The 13,128-nt window shown below is 58.8% G+C and carries 21 protein-coding genes; 8 read left to right on the top strand and 13 right to left on the bottom strand.

Annotated features, from left to right (window positions below):
• The 6 genes from ABIB60_RS16655 to ABIB60_RS16630 form a co-directional block, all read right to left on the bottom strand.
• The coding region (locus ABIB60_RS16655) for a hypothetical protein (RefSeq protein ID WP_354581472.1) at positions 1-299 on the bottom strand (299 nt) is incomplete at its 3' end.
• Between the two features lie 141 nt (positions 300-440).
• Positions 441-704 carry a Txe/YoeB family addiction module toxin gene (locus ABIB60_RS16650; RefSeq protein WP_354581477.1) on the bottom strand — a complete coding sequence of 88 codons (264 nt, stop codon included), beginning with the start codon at positions 702-704 and terminating at the stop codon, positions 441-443.
• A complete protein-coding gene (locus ABIB60_RS16645; protein ID WP_354581470.1) occupies positions 701-922 on the bottom strand; it encodes a type II toxin-antitoxin system Phd/YefM family antitoxin in 222 nt (73 codons plus the stop codon). The genes ABIB60_RS16650 and ABIB60_RS16645 overlap by 4 nt, the downstream gene beginning before the upstream one ends.
• A 128-nt stretch (positions 923-1,050) precedes the next feature.
• Positions 1,051-1,323, bottom strand: a complete 273-nt coding sequence (locus ABIB60_RS16640) for a hypothetical protein (RefSeq protein ID WP_354581468.1) — start codon at positions 1,321-1,323, stop codon at positions 1,051-1,053.
• A gap of 100 nt (positions 1,324-1,423) precedes the next feature.
• Entirely contained in the window at positions 1,424-1,867 is a 444-nt protein-coding gene (locus ABIB60_RS16635) for a hypothetical protein (protein ID WP_354581466.1), read from the bottom strand.
• Positions 1,868-1,916: 49 nt separating this feature from the next.
• Entirely contained in the window at positions 1,917-2,489 is a 573-nt protein-coding gene (locus ABIB60_RS16630; protein ID WP_354581464.1) for a hypothetical protein, read from the bottom strand.
• Between the two features lie 376 nt (positions 2,490-2,865).
• Between ABIB60_RS16630 and ABIB60_RS16625 the strand changes: the two genes are divergently transcribed.
• The 3 genes from ABIB60_RS16625 to ABIB60_RS16615 are packed head-to-tail and all read left to right on the top strand — an operon-like array spanning position 2,866 to position 4,347.
• Complete coding sequence (locus ABIB60_RS16625) at positions 2,866-3,099, top strand: hypothetical protein (RefSeq protein ID WP_354581462.1); 234 nt, start codon at positions 2,866-2,868, stop codon at positions 3,097-3,099.
• Positions 3,092-3,595, top strand: coding sequence for a DUF2243 domain-containing protein (locus tag ABIB60_RS16620; protein WP_354581460.1), 504 nt, complete (start codon positions 3,092-3,094; stop codon positions 3,593-3,595). Before ABIB60_RS16625 ends, ABIB60_RS16620 begins: the two co-directional genes overlap by 8 nt.
• Before the next feature lie 23 nt (positions 3,596-3,618).
• Complete coding sequence (locus ABIB60_RS16615) at positions 3,619-4,347, top strand: DUF72 domain-containing protein (RefSeq protein WP_354581458.1); 729 nt, start codon at positions 3,619-3,621, stop codon at positions 4,345-4,347.
• 128 nt (positions 4,348-4,475) lie between these two features.
• Here the strand turns inward: ABIB60_RS16615 and ABIB60_RS16610 are convergent, their stop codons facing one another.
• Positions 4,476-5,399 carry a manganese catalase family protein gene (locus tag ABIB60_RS16610; RefSeq protein ID WP_354581456.1) on the bottom strand — a complete coding sequence of 308 codons (924 nt, stop codon included), beginning with the start codon at positions 5,397-5,399 and terminating at the stop codon, positions 4,476-4,478.
• Positions 5,400-5,638: 239 nt separating this feature from the next.
• On the opposite strand from ABIB60_RS16610, the gene ABIB60_RS16605 reads away from it, so the two are divergent.
• Positions 5,639-6,391 carry a DUF72 domain-containing protein gene (locus tag ABIB60_RS16605; protein ID WP_354581454.1) on the top strand — a complete coding sequence of 251 codons (753 nt, stop codon included), beginning with the start codon at positions 5,639-5,641 and terminating at the stop codon, positions 6,389-6,391.
• Positions 6,392-6,472: 81 nt separating this feature from the next.
• Positions 6,473-6,847 carry a cupin domain-containing protein gene (locus tag ABIB60_RS16600; RefSeq protein WP_354581452.1) on the top strand — a complete coding sequence of 125 codons (375 nt, stop codon included), beginning with the start codon at positions 6,473-6,475 and terminating at the stop codon, positions 6,845-6,847.
• A gap of 104 nt (positions 6,848-6,951) precedes the next feature.
• Here the strand turns inward: ABIB60_RS16600 and ABIB60_RS16595 are convergent, their stop codons facing one another.
• Positions 6,952-7,902, bottom strand: coding sequence for a 1-phosphofructokinase family hexose kinase (locus ABIB60_RS16595; protein WP_354581450.1), 951 nt, complete (start codon positions 7,900-7,902; stop codon positions 6,952-6,954).
• Between the two features lie 143 nt (positions 7,903-8,045).
• Between ABIB60_RS16595 and ABIB60_RS16590 the strand changes: the two genes are divergently transcribed.
• The 3 genes from ABIB60_RS16590 (at position 8,046) to ABIB60_RS16580 (ending at position 9,407) form a co-directional block, all read left to right on the top strand.
• Positions 8,046-8,837 (top strand): HipA family kinase, encoded by a 792-nt coding sequence (locus ABIB60_RS16590; RefSeq protein ID WP_354581448.1) that lies wholly within the window; start codon positions 8,046-8,048, stop codon positions 8,835-8,837.
• Complete coding sequence (locus ABIB60_RS16585; protein ID WP_354581475.1) at positions 8,815-9,201, top strand: DUF3037 domain-containing protein; 387 nt, start codon at positions 8,815-8,817, stop codon at positions 9,199-9,201. The genes ABIB60_RS16590 and ABIB60_RS16585 overlap by 23 nt, the downstream gene beginning before the upstream one ends.
• 68 nt (positions 9,202-9,269) lie before the next feature.
• Positions 9,270-9,407, top strand: a complete 138-nt coding sequence (locus ABIB60_RS16580) for a hypothetical protein (protein WP_354581446.1) — start codon at positions 9,270-9,272, stop codon at positions 9,405-9,407.
• 83 nt (positions 9,408-9,490) lie between these two features.
• Here the strand turns inward: ABIB60_RS16580 and ABIB60_RS16575 are convergent, their stop codons facing one another.
• From ABIB60_RS16575 to ABIB60_RS16555, 5 genes are all read right to left on the bottom strand, one after another.
• Positions 9,491-10,165 (bottom strand): hypothetical protein, encoded by a 675-nt coding sequence (locus ABIB60_RS16575; protein WP_354581444.1) that lies wholly within the window; start codon positions 10,163-10,165, stop codon positions 9,491-9,493.
• On the bottom strand, positions 10,165-10,923 hold the full coding sequence (locus tag ABIB60_RS16570; RefSeq protein ID WP_354581442.1) for an LVIVD repeat-containing protein: 759 nt from the start codon (positions 10,921-10,923) through the stop codon (positions 10,165-10,167). Before ABIB60_RS16570 ends, ABIB60_RS16575 begins: the two co-directional genes overlap by 1 nt.
• An 11-nt stretch (positions 10,924-10,934) precedes the next feature.
• Positions 10,935-11,453 (bottom strand): LVIVD repeat-containing protein, encoded by a 519-nt coding sequence (locus ABIB60_RS16565; RefSeq protein WP_354581440.1) that lies wholly within the window; start codon positions 11,451-11,453, stop codon positions 10,935-10,937.
• Between the two features lie 176 nt (positions 11,454-11,629).
• Entirely contained in the window at positions 11,630-12,565 is a 936-nt protein-coding gene (locus tag ABIB60_RS16560; RefSeq protein ID WP_354581438.1) for an NAD(P)-dependent oxidoreductase, read from the bottom strand.
• A gap of 115 nt (positions 12,566-12,680) precedes the next feature.
• Positions 12,681-12,974, bottom strand: a complete 294-nt coding sequence (locus ABIB60_RS16555; RefSeq protein ID WP_354581436.1) for a YMGG-like glycine zipper-containing protein — start codon at positions 12,972-12,974, stop codon at positions 12,681-12,683.
• Positions 12,975-13,128 lie beyond the last annotated feature (154 nt).

Genomic DNA, 13,128 nt, shown 5'->3' with positions numbered 1-13,128 from the left:
TATGTATGATGTACATGAAGTATGTATGGCTTATTGGAATAAATTAGCTTTTCATATATGCCGTCAATGTGTGGAAATGCATACTCCACACTAGTCCAAAAATAGATGAAAGATTGCAGCTCATATTCGTATGAATTTATAGTTTCCTCTTTCTCGCAGATTCTACACTTTCTGTAGTCTCTTGCTATAATTTCTCTGCGTTTGTTTTGCCATTCGACGGTTGATAGAAGCTGCGAGTAAGTTAAGAGTTTACCCACATAGTTGCTATCGATAAGAGTTTGATAAGGAATATATTTCATAATTATTTTGTGTTTTTGGATGTTTTCTGTATTTGTGAATTAAAGAGTAATCTATAAAAAGACGCAAGGTAAAACCACATCCGCATTATCCGAATCCCCAGAACCGCGCGCTGTAGCGTACCGCTGAGGTTGGGGCGGAGTTTACCTGTCGCCGTAGTGGTAGCGGCACTGTAAAATGAGCAGGATATCTCCTTCGATGCGGTAAACCAAGCGGTGTTCCTGCGTGATGCGGCGGGACCAATAGCCTCGCAGATTTCCTTTCAGGGCCTCCGGCTTGCCAGTACCGCTGAACGGAGTGCGTTGGCCTTCCTTGATCAGCGCATTGATTTTGAGGACAATTTTACCGTCAGCAGCCTGCCAGTCCACGTACTGCTGCCACGCTTGCTCGTCCCATTGTAGCCTTATGGCTCAATCAGGCCCCGTTCCACCATTTGCCCCGCATCTACGCGCTGGATGGCTTCCATCAGCGCCTTGGCGTTGGCCGGAGAGCTTAGCAGGTACTCCGTTTCGTCCTGCGGCTTGGCTTTGCGGCGGGCCGGCGTGGCTTTCACGAAGGGCAGGCTTTGCAGCAGCTCCATCATAAAGGCGGCCTTGTTATCGGGGACTTCTAGCGTGATTTTCATACTATTCAAAACTAGCTGTTTCCGAGATGGTTCCCAAGCAACGCAACAGACGAGCTACCCAACATGACTCGGCAGAACCACGGGCCGCAGCGTGTCGCTGAGAGCATTGGTGTGGAGCAGAAACTGCTTCATAGCGCAATGCCCCGCGGTGTGTCCTGTCGGTCTTGCTGCAACTGCCGGGCTAGTTCTTCGCCGCTTTCCTCCGACTGCCAAGCCCCAGCCAAGCGTTGAAATAGCTGCTCCAGTTCAGCTTCTGATTTGGGAGCCGTGGCCGACGCCACATAGGGTCTGGTAGCCGGATGCGTCAGAATGCGGGCTGTTACGTCGGGCACGCTTTGGAGCAGCCGGAGTACGTTGGCGGCCTGGTCGTCGGGAAATTCCAGTTCGAGGGCGAGATTCATATTCCTGAAGATAGCAGGTAAGCGTGTGAACGAGGAGTAAAATCCAGGCTGCTCCCTGATTCGGTTACACTTTTCTAAAAATGCCACCGGAAGGCAATGGTCAGGCTACTGCCCCCGCCGCCCGCCGAAATAGCCACCCCGCCAGCACCCACAGTCCGGCGAAGAGGGTGTTCAGCACAATCACCCAGAGCACGCCCAGCGTCAGTGGGGGCTGCTTGATGAGGAGCGCCACGAAGGGCACGGCAAACTGGGTTAGCGCCGCCGCGAACATGGCGCGGGCCATGCCCAGCGGCTGCAGCCGGGCCACTGCGGCCCCCACAAAGCCCACCACCAGCACCGCCCCGAACAGCAGGTTCACGGGGTTGTCTTCGCTGCCGATAAAGCCCACGGCCAGGTTGCCCCACACCAGTAGCAAAGAGGCGGCGGTAGCCACGCCGGCGGCCAGTTTGTAAGAGCCGCCCCGGCTCCGGCTGGCCACCAGCATCGTCAAAAGGCCCGCAACCAGCAGAAAGAGGCCGGCAATAACAAAGGGTGCTGCGCTCATGGTAATGGAAGGTGAAGGGTTTGGTGATGTATAGTTGACTGGCGGTACCCTACTGAGCTACTTGCCGGCCCGACACAGGCTCAGCGGCCCGGCGAAACAGCAGGCCCGCCAGTGCCCAGACACCCGCAAACACCACATTGGCCACTAGCACGTTCAGGAAAGGGGCGGAGGGCTCGGCAGCGGCACCCGTGGGCTTCCACACGAATAAAGCAATGCCCGTAACTACCAGATAGGTGAGGGCGGCGGCAAACATAGCGTTGGAGGTGCCCAGCGGCCGGAAGCGGGCGGCAATAGCTCCACCCAAGGCCACAAACAGCACCGCGGCGTACAGCATGTTGGCCGGGTTGTGTGAACTACCTACCAGCCCTACGGCGGCATTAGCCCACACCAGCATCAGCCCGGCTAGTACGCCCGTGGCCGCCGCCAGCCGGTACGTACCGTTGTTCCCCATCCGGGCAATGAACACGAACGTGGCCCCGGCCCCAAACAGCACAACAGCCGCAAATACAAAGTCGGAGAAGGTCCAGTTGACCTCAGCGGTGTACTGCATGGCTACCAGCGGAATCAGTAGCAGAAGCCCGGTAACTAACGCTACTAGCAGAAGGCTTTTAGGGAGTGTCATAGTGGTAATGCGTTGGGGTGGGATGATGAGAAAAATTGGGGGAAACGGCTTGAGCCAAGGCTAGGTAGCAGCAACGATACAAAGGATGTTAAAGAACTTTGTATTTCAAAGTTGATGAACGAAAATTTTCTTTATCCGCACATAACTAGTTTACAGAAAGTGGCTTTACGCACTTTAATCGGCATTGCCACGACAAATTACCAGTGAGCAACCGAAGTGCAGATGCTGTAGAATACAGGTTGTTCCAGGCCGAATACTACCTGCCACCGTGCAGAAATCCACTGGCTGACAATGCCCCTGGCCGTAACCTCGGCGTTAACTCGCAGAGAAGACGTTGCGTTCTACAGATGCGGCCACTTCACCGGCAACTTTTCCAATGAAAGTACTCCTGAGCTTGGGTAGTCTGGGCCTATGGCTGTGCCCGCAGGTGGCATGGGCTTGCCGGGTATGCCGGCCCCGGGTGCAAGCCACCATTCACGGCCCCGACTACGGGGTGAACCTGGCCGTGCTGCTGTTGCCGCTGGGCCTGTTACTGCTGCTGGGGGTGGGAGTGTTTTTCGCCCCGAGTATTCAGCGCCGTTTCACCCGTTTGTTTCCTGCCCATGGCTGATTCCTCAACGCTGCACCGTGCGCCCTTGCTGGCCGCGGGCTTACTGCTGGGTGCGGGCCTGGGCGGCTTCCTAAATGGTATTGTGCTGCACCAGATGTTGCAGTGGCACAACATGCTTTCCAACCAACTGCCGCCCGACACGCTGGTAGCCGCCAAGGTGAACATGTACTGGGACGGCGTGTTTCACGCGGCGGTGTGGGTGCTTACCGCCGTGGGGCTGCGCCTGCTGTGGGCTGCCGGCCACCGAGCCGATGTGCCGTGGTCGGGCCGCACGCTGGTGGGCGGGTTGCTGCTGGGATGGGGTTTGTTCAACGTGGTAGAAGGCCTCATCGACCACACCATATTGGGCCTGCACCACGTGAATGAGTACGCCGACAGTAAGCTACCCTGGGACCTGGCGTTTCTGGGGTTCGGGGTGGCGCTGCTGCTGGTCGGTTACCTGTTGGTGCGGGCTGGCCGCCACGATACGGCTGGGCGCGGCACCGGGCTATCCTGATTATTCGCTTTACAGCCCGTTTTATGTCGCCTACTTGGTTTATCGGCTGCTCTGGCTACCACTACCGCCACTGGAAGGGGGTATTTTACCCCGAGAAACTGCCCCAGCGTCGGTGGTTTGAGTTCTATAGTCAGCATTTCAGCACGCTGGAGCTGAACGTGACGTTTTACCGGTTTCCGCAGCTTTCCTTTCTGGAAGGCTGGTACGCGGCCAGCCTACCCGAGTTTCGGTTTGCCGTGAAAGCACCCCGCCTGATTACCCACTACAAGCAGTTCTCCGGTACCGAGCAGCTACTCTCCGATTTCTATAGCACGCTGCAGGAAGGTCTCCGGGAGAAGCTGGGGCCGGTGCTGTTTCAGCTGCCGCCGCGCATGGCCTACTCCGAGGAGCGGCTGGCCCGCATCTTGGCTAGCCTAGACCCCGCTTTTCGCAATGTGCTGGAGTTTCGGCACGTGAGCTGGTGGCGGGCCGAGGTGTATCAAGCCCTGGCGGCCCACGGCGTCAGCTTCTGCGGCCAAAGCCACCCGCTACTGCCCGATGCGGTGGTGCGCACCACGCCCATTGGCTACTACCGCCTGCACGGCGTACCCGATCTGTACCGCTCACCCTACCCCGAAGACTTCCTGCGCCATTTGGTGCAGGAAGTGCAGCAGCCCCAAGAGGCCTTGAGCGAAATGTACTGCTACTTCAACAACGACATCGACGCCTCTGCCATCGGCAACGCCAAGCAGTTGCAGGCACTGCTAGGATAATGGTAGCAGCCGAGTATGCTTAGTCGGTGTAGGGCAAAATCGTTCTGGCTACCGTGTAGAAAACGCAAAACGGGCCTGCCCCAGGGAGCAGACCCGTTTCGTGTTACTGAAAGCCTCAGTGACTTGGTTTAGCCGTGGCGTTGCTTCCACTCATCAGACAGGCCTAGTTTCTTGGCAATATCCTTGAACATCTCGGGGTCGAAGTTGTCCTCGCCGGGCGAGTTGAGCTGGGGCTCTTCTTCCAGCACGGGGTAGGGCACGCCCTGAATAGCGCCTTGCACCACTTCCAGCGGGGAGCCGTCTTCAGGGTGCGTACCATTCCAGATAATGCCCGCCTCGGCGTAGGCGTTGGGCGAAAAGGTGTAGAGCTGCCGGTGCAAGCCGTGCTCCATGAACTTAACAGCTTCCGGGAATTTGGCGTTGGACAGGGGCGGCACGGGCATCAGTTTCTTCACGTCAACCCCCGTAATTACCTCCAGCGCCTTGGCATACGCATACACGTGCAGGCCGCCGCGTACCAGCAGGTAGCCCACCATAGTGCGGGCGCAGGGGTCGGTTACCATTTCGTAGGCTCTGATTTTGTTGGCCCGGGCTCCGCACTCCAAAAAGAAGTTGTGCAGCAAATCGAGGCGCAGGTTACCAGAACTGTTCACGTATTGCCCGGTCCAGGGGTTGCCCATTGAATCAAAGGGCAGGGCCGCTTGCCCGCTGGCCAGGAAGTGGTAGGAATTACGCGCATCCACGGCATCCGACAGGGGGCCGGGCTTGGGGTCGGTGCCCCGCTCGGTTACGCCAGTCAGCAGCAAATTGATGGCGTAGCTCACGGCTTCAATGTGCGAATACTCCTCGGCCGCAATGGCGGAGGTAAGCGCGTAGAAAGGCCGGAGCCGGTCGCGCCCCCGGAAGTTGAACGACTGGAACGTGTAGTTCATCAGGGTGCTCATCTCCCCGAATTTGCCCCCCAGGAGTTCCTGAATGGCGGCGGCATCGTTAGCCGAAGGGTGTTTGGGTTTCGGCAGGTCAATTGCCAGTTCGTCAAGGCGCAGAATCATAGCTCACAGAGGTGAATGGTGGAGATAGAACAGCCGGCCGCCGGGCCCGAAGCCCCGTCTGAAACCGCAGAATATTCGTATGCCCGGGGGCCGACGTCAAGCTAACGTACGGTTATAAACCGGAGAAAACATGTGCACAATTTGGCAACTCAACGGTAGTAAGCTGCTGTGTAGCAATACTATAGTTGTGATTGTGTCGTGCTGAGTTTCGCAGTGCCAATCTAGATATTATCCTACCGATGCCCACGTATTACATTGGCTGTTCCGGCTTCTCTTACCGCGACTGGGAGGGCGTTCTGTACCCCGCGGAGCTGCCGCCGCGCAAGTGGTTTGCGTACTACTGCACCCAGTTCAACACCCTGGAAGTAAACGTGACTTTCTACCGCATGCCCGCTCTGAAAGTGTTCAAAGATTGGTACGCGCAAAGCCCGCCCGACTTCCGGTTTGCCGTAAAAGCGCCCCGGCAGGTAACGCACTACAAGAAGTTTAATGCCGAAGTGGGCCCTATTCTGGCCAGTTTTTACGCTACCGTGCGGGAGGGCTTGCGGGAGAAGCTGGAGCCAGTGCTGTTTCAGTTGCCCCCCAAGGCCGCGTATACGGAGGAGCTATTGGGCCGAATTTTAGAGCAGCTCAATCCTGATTTCCATAATGTGCTGGAGTTTCGGCACCACAGTTGGTGGGACGGGCAGGTGTTCCGGACGCTGGCTCAGCACGGCATCAGCTTCTGCGGTCAAAGCCACCCCGCCGACCTGCCCGATGAGGTGGTAGCCACCACCAAAAAAGCCTACTACCGTTTTCATGGTGTGCCGGTACTCTACACCTCTGCTTACAGCCCTGAATTTCTGGAGAGAATAACGCAACAAATTCAGGCCGAGCCCCACGTTGAGGAGGTGTTCCTGTACTTCAACAACGGCATTGGTGGGGCCGGCGTGCTAAACGCCCGGCAGCTTCAGGAGTTGCTGGGGGCCCAGCCCGTGTTGGCATTTGGCTAGAGAGCAAAAAATTTCGGGGGTAATCTGTATCTTGAAGGAGCCCGCTACAGTTGGGTTTCACGCTCTTTTCTTGCCCGCATCATGGATACCGCCACTCTCTTAGGTCCGCTGAAAAACGCCACCCGCCGCGAAGTAGGCGGAGTGCAGGTTGATGTAGTACGCACCGGCAACTCCCGCGTGAAGCGGGTGGTATACCCGTCGGGTTTTCGGTGGTCGAAAGACATGCGGCCAGTAGTAGGGGGCGAGCTGTGCCAGCATGCCCACGTAGGGTTTCTGGCTGCCGGCAAGCTGGGTATTCAGTACGCTGATGGTGCTCAGGAGGAATATACCGCCCCGCAGGTAGTAGCCATAGCGCCCGGCCACGATGGGTGGGTGATAGGACAGGAGCCGGCCATACTAATCGAGTTTGACTTTGAAGGCGAAACTGTGGAGCGGCTGGGGCTAACGCGCGGGTAAGCTGCTACCCAGCTGCTAAGCTAGGCAGTTAGGCTGTCACAAGCGTCATGCAGAACACGATGGGCAGGGCAGCATGACGCGCGGTACCTGCTTACTTACGCGTATTAAGCAGCCCGGGCTGGTAGGCCTTGCAGCAGCCAGCTATAAAGCCGGTCTACATCCTCCTTGCGGAACAGCTCGGTGCCGGGGTTCATGGTAGCTGCCGAGCCGCAGGCTACCCCTAGCCGGGCCACTTCGGGCAGGCTCAGGCCAGTGCTCAGGCCGTGCACGAGGCCGGCTACCATACTGTCGCCGGCGCCCACAGTGCTACGCTTCTTCACGGCGGGGGCGGGCACATGGTCAATGGAGTTTTGGGAGACCAGGCAGGCGCCCTGGGGGCCAAGCGACACAACCAGTATTTCGGCCTTTCCCTCGCGCACCAGCTGCTGGGCCGCGCGGGCGGCGGCCTCATTATCCAGCTCATCAGTGCCGGCCAATTTGCTTAGTTCGCCCACGTTGGGCTTAGCCAAATACACGCCCTCCTGCAATACGGCCTGCAACGCCGGGCCCGATGTATCGGCCACCACTTTCACGTTCATGCTTTTGGCGGCCCGCACGATACGTACTAGCAACTCCGGCTCCACGCCGGGCGGCAGGCTCCCACTGATAACCAGAAACTCGGTGCCGGCAGCCACCTCCCGCAACTCTTCCAGCACCCGCTGCTGCTCCTCGGGCCGCAGCTCGGTGCCGGGCATGCCAAAGCGGTACTGCTGGCTGGTGGTGTTATCTACTACAATGAAATTCTCGCGGGTGTTGCCCTGGGTTTCTACGGCCCGGTATTGCAGCTGCTCCTGGGCCAAAAGCTGTTGCAGCATGGTGCCACTGGGGCCACCGGCCGGAAACACCGCCACCGACTCGGAGCCCAGCCGCCGCAGCGCCCGGCTTACGTTGATGCCGCCCCCGCCGGGCTCAAACTTGGGTGCGGCGCAGCGCAGCTTCTGGTCGGGCACAATATGGTCGGCCGTGGTGCTTTTGTCCACGGTAGGGTTCAGGGTGAGCGTGATGATGCGCGGCATATGGAACGGGCTAAATAAGCAGGGCCAATCAGGCTACTGTACTGCCGCCCGCCCGAAAAGTTGGGGGCTCCGGCGCCAGCTCCGCCAACAACCGGCCAATTTATCCGTTGCTTTGCTGTCCTTATCCTCCTTTGCTGCGGCCCATGCCCGTTCCTGAACTTGCCCTCCGAACCGTTGACGTAACGCGCTACGTAATTCCTCTGCGCGAAGGTGGCTCCCTACCTGCCCTGGTAGAAGCCGACGACGGATTTATGTACGTAGTGAAGTTTCGGGGGGCGGGCCAGGGCCTGAAGGCGTTGATTGCCGAGCTGATTGTGGGCGAAATTGCCCGCCGGCTGGGCCTGCGCATGCCCGAGCTGGTATTCATTAACCTGAGCGAAGCCTTTGGCCGCACCGAGCCCGACGAGGAAATCCAGGATCTGCTGCGCTTCAGCACCGGCCTGAATCTGGCCCTGCACTTCCTGGCTGGCTCCGTTACCTTCGACCCCCTGATTAACGACGTAGAGCCGCGCCTGGCTTCCCTGGTAGTGTGGCTGGACTGCCTCACCCTGAACGTGGACCGCACTGCCCGCAATACCAACATGCTGATGTGGCACCGGGAGCTGTGGCTCATCGACCACGGCGCCGCCCTGTACGTGCACCACAGCGGTGCCGGTTGGGCCAGTAAAGCCACCCGCCCGTTTCCTCAGCTCAAAGACCATGTGCTGCTGCCCCAGGCCTCCGAGCTGGAAGCCGCCGATGCCGAGGCCCACGCCCGCCTCTCGCCGGAGGTGCTGACGGCCATTGTGGCCCTGGTGCCCGATGAGTGGCTTCAGGAGCCTGACCTTAGCCCCCAGGAGCAGCGCGCCCAGTACGTGGAGTTTCTGACTACCCGCCTGGCCATTTCCCACACGTTTGTTCAGGAAGCTTTAACTGCCCGCAATGCACTTATTTGAGTATGCCGTGCTGCGCGTGGTGCCCCGCGTGGAGCGTGAAGAGTTTTTAAACGTGGGCGTGATTTTGTACTGCTCCTCCCAGGGCTTTCTGCAAACCCGCTGCCACCTGCCCGAAGCTCGTCTACAGGCCCTGGCTGGTCCCGGCCTAGACCTCGACGACCTGCGGGCCCGCTTGCAGGCGTTTGAGCGTATTTGCCAGGGCCGCCAGCGCGGCGGGCCCATCGGGCAGCTGCCGGTGGCCTCCCGCTTCCGGTGGCTGACGGCCACGCGCAGTACCATCGTGCAAACCTCACCCGTGCACCCCGGCCTCTGCGAAGATGCCGCCGCTATGTTGGATAGGTTGTACGAGCAGTTAGTGGCTTGATGCTGAGTGAGATTTACCCAGGATTTTAGTATATTCCCTGAGGTATGTCTCACTAAATCAACCTGGTTATGGAAGTACGCAACAACTGGCCCGTTCAGCGCGGGCTTCATCTCAACCGGCTACCGTGGTGGGCCTACGCTCTTTCCATTCCGGCCGTGTACCTGTTTGGCTGGTTGTTACACCTGCTAGGCGTCATTCCGGGCTAGAAGAAAAGATGGGCGTTTATGGCCTGGCTGCCCGGTGCAGGTATAGGCTGCGGGCGGCCGGGCCGTTACGAGTTTCTGGTATGCTACAACGCCATGCCCACCCGCAGCCCAACGGGAAGGTAGAATCCGGCGGAACCATAGTCGCTCATGGAAGAGGCATAGTGGGTAGTTGGCAAAGTGCCCCGGGGGTCGGCTTTGCGCAGCCCCAATCCTAGGTATGCGTCCAGGAAAAACGACGTGTCCGGGAAAACCAGTTGCCGGCCTAGCACCACGGAGGCTCCGTATCGGTCAATGGTTTCTGTCTGGTTACGCAGGCGATACTCGTAGTAGTACAGGTTGTCGGGGCCTGCTTCCGGTTGCCAGCTTTTGGCCTGAAATTGCAGCCGAAAATGCTGGTAGGATGCTCCGTATGCTACGTAGTAGCCATCTGCGGGGCTCGGGGTTGCTCCAAGGTAGATGCGGTGGTGCACCTCCAGACCGTAGCCGCGCACTCGGTCAGTACCGGTTTCGTGCAGCTCGGAGGTGAGGTCGTTCACTGGTCCCCGGTACCCCTGCGGCGTGAGAAGTATGCTGTGGCGAGAGCCCGGCCCCCAGGCTTTTTCCAAACTGACGTGGTACCCATTGGCCATCAGTGGCAGCAGGTTCCAGGAAATGCCCCAACGCCAGGGCGTAGGCGCGGGAGCAGCCGATGGCAGTGTTTGTGCTTTTGTCACCCCTAGCATACACACGCCCAGTACAAGCAGTAACGCGTTGCGCATCAGCGGGTGGGGCTAATAGCTAACTTGCTCAGAGCACTGAGCTTGCCGTTGCGGTAACGGTACTGATACAACCCGCCTGGCCCAATAGCCAGCAGCAGCCCCCGGTGCGGAATCACGTCCGATACGGTAATGGGGAACGTTTGGGGGGCGGGCAACACCGGGCTCTGCTTGGTATCAAACACCTTGAGCTGGTCTTTGTCGCATACGAACAGGAGGGTGCTATCCACGCCCAGGCCCAGTGGGTGCTGCATGGGGTAGGTTTGAGCCAGGCGCGGGTTCCGCAAATTGGTCAGATCCACTATCTGCAACTGGTTGGGGCCACCCCCGCAAGTTCGGCCATCCCGCAGGGTCACGTAGGCGTACCGCTCATCTACTACCACCGGGTCGCAGCTCATTACGTGCTGGAAATAGGCGAGCTGTTGGGGCTGGTTGGGGGTAGAGGCATCAAAAATGAACATACCCCGCTGCGTACCCAAAAACAGGTAGGGCGCGCGGGGGTAGATGGTTTCAATGCCGAAGCCCAGCGGTATTACCGTGCCTTTAGTGGGCACCTTGGGATTAGCCAGGCTGAACGTGCGCAGGTTCTCGTTGTCTACTACGTACAGCGTGTTTTCCAGCACGGTAAAGCGGGCCAGGGAGCCGCCTTTGCCATTATCGGCGCTGCCGGGGCTCATGTCGTTGCTGTTGCTGCAGGAGCTGAGAGCGGAAAAGCCAAGTAGGGCGGCCAGGGCCCGTAGGGTAGGGTAGCGGTGTAGCATAAAAGGGGTAGTTATAGCTTTTGCCAGCCAATTACCACGGCATCGGCCGGACGGTTCTGGGGTTGGTATTCGCTGGGCATGGTGCCGGTTTCGGGCATGGGCAGCTCCGGCACAGCTTCCCGCACCCGGTGGAGCAGCCGGGCCGCTTGCGCATTGCTCATATCAAAAGTCAGCAGGTCGGAGCCGCTGTCGGCGTAGAGCAAGGTGCCCTTCATGGCTACGTCCACGTTGCCCGGAATCCGCAGAAAGGCTACCGGCTGCGGGTGCTCGGGGTCTTGGTTATTGATAATATGGATGCCCTCGTACTGCTCATTGATGAAGATGTATGGGTCGCGCAGGTATATTTTGCCGGTGTTGTGCAGTTCCCGGGGCGGCAACACGGCTACGGCCTGCTCCAGTTGCGTGCGGGCCATGAGCAGCGGCTTGTACTGCGGCAGCGGAATCCGGTCTACGGGATCAACCAGGCCCCAGCATGAGGTTAGCCCCAGCAGCAACCCACCGCCTGCTATAAGGGAGTACAGTTTATGCATGATAGAAATGGATAGGGTGATACGATAGGGGGAGCCGGTAGCCTCCCAGTTGGTTGCATAGGATGCTCAGTAAATTGGCGTATAGCAACAAACTCGAACAGCAGCCAACACGGAGCGTGCAGGCTGCTGTTCGAGTTTGTTGCTATGTGGCAGTGAATGCTGCTGGCTGCGGCGAGCTAGTAGCCCCGGTGTAGAATAACCGGGTTTTCTACCGGCTCCTGCCGCAGGAGGTGCTGCAGGTTGCGCAAAAACAGGTCTACCTTGCCCTCGTCCTCACCGGGGCGGCCGCCCCCGCTGTGCTGGGTCAGGAGCACGCGGGGCAAGTGCCAGAGCGGGCTGTCGGCGGGTAGCGGCTCCTGGGCGGTTACATCCAGCACGGCCCCACCCAACCGGCCCGTTTGCAGAGCGGCTATCAGCGCGGGCTCATCGGTGGTGTTGCCCCGGCCCACACTGGCATAGAGAGCATGAGAGGGGAGGGTGGCAATCAACTCTTGCGAAAAGAACCCATCAGCACTGCCCGGCAAACAATTCACTACAATATCGGTGGCAGGCAGGGCGGCCAGCAGCTCCTCGCGGGTATGTAGCTGGGCTGCCGGGTCGGTGCGGGCCAGAAACTGCACGGCACAATTGAACCCCCGCAACTGCTGTGCTACGGCCTGCCCAATAGCCCCACTTCCCAGTATAATTACTCGCTGGTGTTGCAGCAGCCCCAGCCGGGGCCGCACGGCCCCTCCTTCCCAGTGCCGCTGAGTCTGCCACACTGCTAATTCCGGAATGTAACGCAGCAGCCCCAGTAAGCCCGCTACCATCGTTTCGGCGCAGGGCCAGGCGAAAAAGTCGCCCATGTTGGCCACCGGAAAAGTGGGGCTCAACCGCTGGTACCGGTCAATGCCCGCCGAGTCAATCTGCCAGAAACGTAAGCGGGATGGTAAGGCCCTTGCCAGCCACTGGGGCGGCGGGTTCCCCAGCAGCAACTCCGCATCAGCCAGAGCGGCCTGCTGTGCCGTCTCACTCATGTCGGTGCGGAAGGTGGTTTGAATGTCAGCCGGGAGTTGCTGCAGTAGAGCGGCGCGGGCCTCACTACCAAGCGAGGAGTACACAAATAGATGCATAGAGCGCATACTGGAAAGGCATCGGCTGGGTTTGCCAACAGGTGGTCCATAAACAGCAGAAAGCCCCGTACCGGTTGGTACGGGGCTTTCTGTAAGGCAGACTATGAGCAAAAAACTAGTCTTTGCGCGAGTACTGTTCGTAGCGTGCGGGGTCCTTCTTTCTGTCTTTTTTGCGGCCAATAACTCCGCCAGCCGCAGCACCAGCTACAGTGCCGATTACGGCACCTTTACCGCCGCCTACTACCGCGCCGGTTACAGCGCCTGCGCCACCACCAATGGCCGCGCCTTTTGCTTTCTTGCTCCAGCTTTTTCTGGTTCTGGTCTGGGCTGAAGCATCCGAAACTACTACCGTGCTATCCAGTACGAGCAGGGCCGCCAGCATAGCTGCATATATTTTGATGGTTTTCATGACGTTCGAGTTAATTCAGGAAAAACCTCGAAGGAGGTAATGTTGAGTTTAACGAAGACGTAAAAACCAGGTTTGGCAATGGCAAAATATTATACATATAGTCCTTGTTCCATAACATAATTGCTATATGTGAAAAGGCCGCCCGAACAAGCGT

Source organism: Hymenobacter sp. UYP22 (assembly GCF_040547285.1).
Lineage (GTDB): Bacteria > Bacteroidota > Bacteroidia > Cytophagales > Hymenobacteraceae > Hymenobacter.
This window is presented reverse-complemented; position numbering and strand designations above follow the sequence as displayed.

Bases quoted from the DNA above. Each gene is read 5' to 3' on its own strand.
- ABIB60_RS16645 (WP_354581470.1), bottom strand. From the start codon at position 922: ATGAAAATCACGCTAGAAGTCCCCGATAACAAGGCCGCCTTTATGATG.
- ABIB60_RS16640 (WP_354581468.1), bottom strand. From the start codon at position 1,323: ATGAATCTCGCCCTCGAACTGGAATTTCCCGACGACCAGGCCGCCAAC.
- ABIB60_RS16635 (WP_354581466.1), bottom strand. From the start codon at position 1,867: ATGAGCGCAGCACCCTTTGTTATTGCCGGCCTCTTTCTGCTGGTTGCG.
- ABIB60_RS16630 (WP_354581464.1), bottom strand. From the start codon at position 2,489: ATGACACTCCCTAAAAGCCTTCTGCTAGTAGCGTTAGTTACCGGGCTT.
- ABIB60_RS16625 (WP_354581462.1), top strand. From the start codon at position 2,866: ATGAAAGTACTCCTGAGCTTGGGTAGTCTGGGCCTATGGCTGTGCCCG.
- ABIB60_RS16620 (WP_354581460.1), top strand. From the start codon at position 3,092: ATGGCTGATTCCTCAACGCTGCACCGTGCGCCCTTGCTGGCCGCGGGC.
- ABIB60_RS16615 (WP_354581458.1), top strand. From the start codon at position 3,619: ATGTCGCCTACTTGGTTTATCGGCTGCTCTGGCTACCACTACCGCCAC.
- ABIB60_RS16610 (WP_354581456.1), bottom strand. From the start codon at position 5,399: ATGATTCTGCGCCTTGACGAACTGGCAATTGACCTGCCGAAACCCAAA.
- ABIB60_RS16605 (WP_354581454.1), top strand. From the start codon at position 5,639: ATGCCCACGTATTACATTGGCTGTTCCGGCTTCTCTTACCGCGACTGG.
- ABIB60_RS16600 (WP_354581452.1), top strand. From the start codon at position 6,473: ATGGATACCGCCACTCTCTTAGGTCCGCTGAAAAACGCCACCCGCCGC.
- ABIB60_RS16595 (WP_354581450.1), bottom strand. From the start codon at position 7,902: ATGCCGCGCATCATCACGCTCACCCTGAACCCTACCGTGGACAAAAGC.
- ABIB60_RS16590 (WP_354581448.1), top strand. From the start codon at position 8,046: ATGCCCGTTCCTGAACTTGCCCTCCGAACCGTTGACGTAACGCGCTAC.
- ABIB60_RS16580 (WP_354581446.1), top strand. From the start codon at position 9,270: ATGGAAGTACGCAACAACTGGCCCGTTCAGCGCGGGCTTCATCTCAAC.
- ABIB60_RS16575 (WP_354581444.1), bottom strand. From the start codon at position 10,165: ATGCGCAACGCGTTACTGCTTGTACTGGGCGTGTGTATGCTAGGGGTG.
- ABIB60_RS16570 (WP_354581442.1), bottom strand. From the start codon at position 10,923: ATGCTACACCGCTACCCTACCCTACGGGCCCTGGCCGCCCTACTTGGC.
- ABIB60_RS16565 (WP_354581440.1), bottom strand. From the start codon at position 11,453: ATGCATAAACTGTACTCCCTTATAGCAGGCGGTGGGTTGCTGCTGGGG.
- ABIB60_RS16560 (WP_354581438.1), bottom strand. From the start codon at position 12,565: ATGCATCTATTTGTGTACTCCTCGCTTGGTAGTGAGGCCCGCGCCGCT.
- ABIB60_RS16555 (WP_354581436.1), bottom strand. From the start codon at position 12,974: ATGAAAACCATCAAAATATATGCAGCTATGCTGGCGGCCCTGCTCGTA.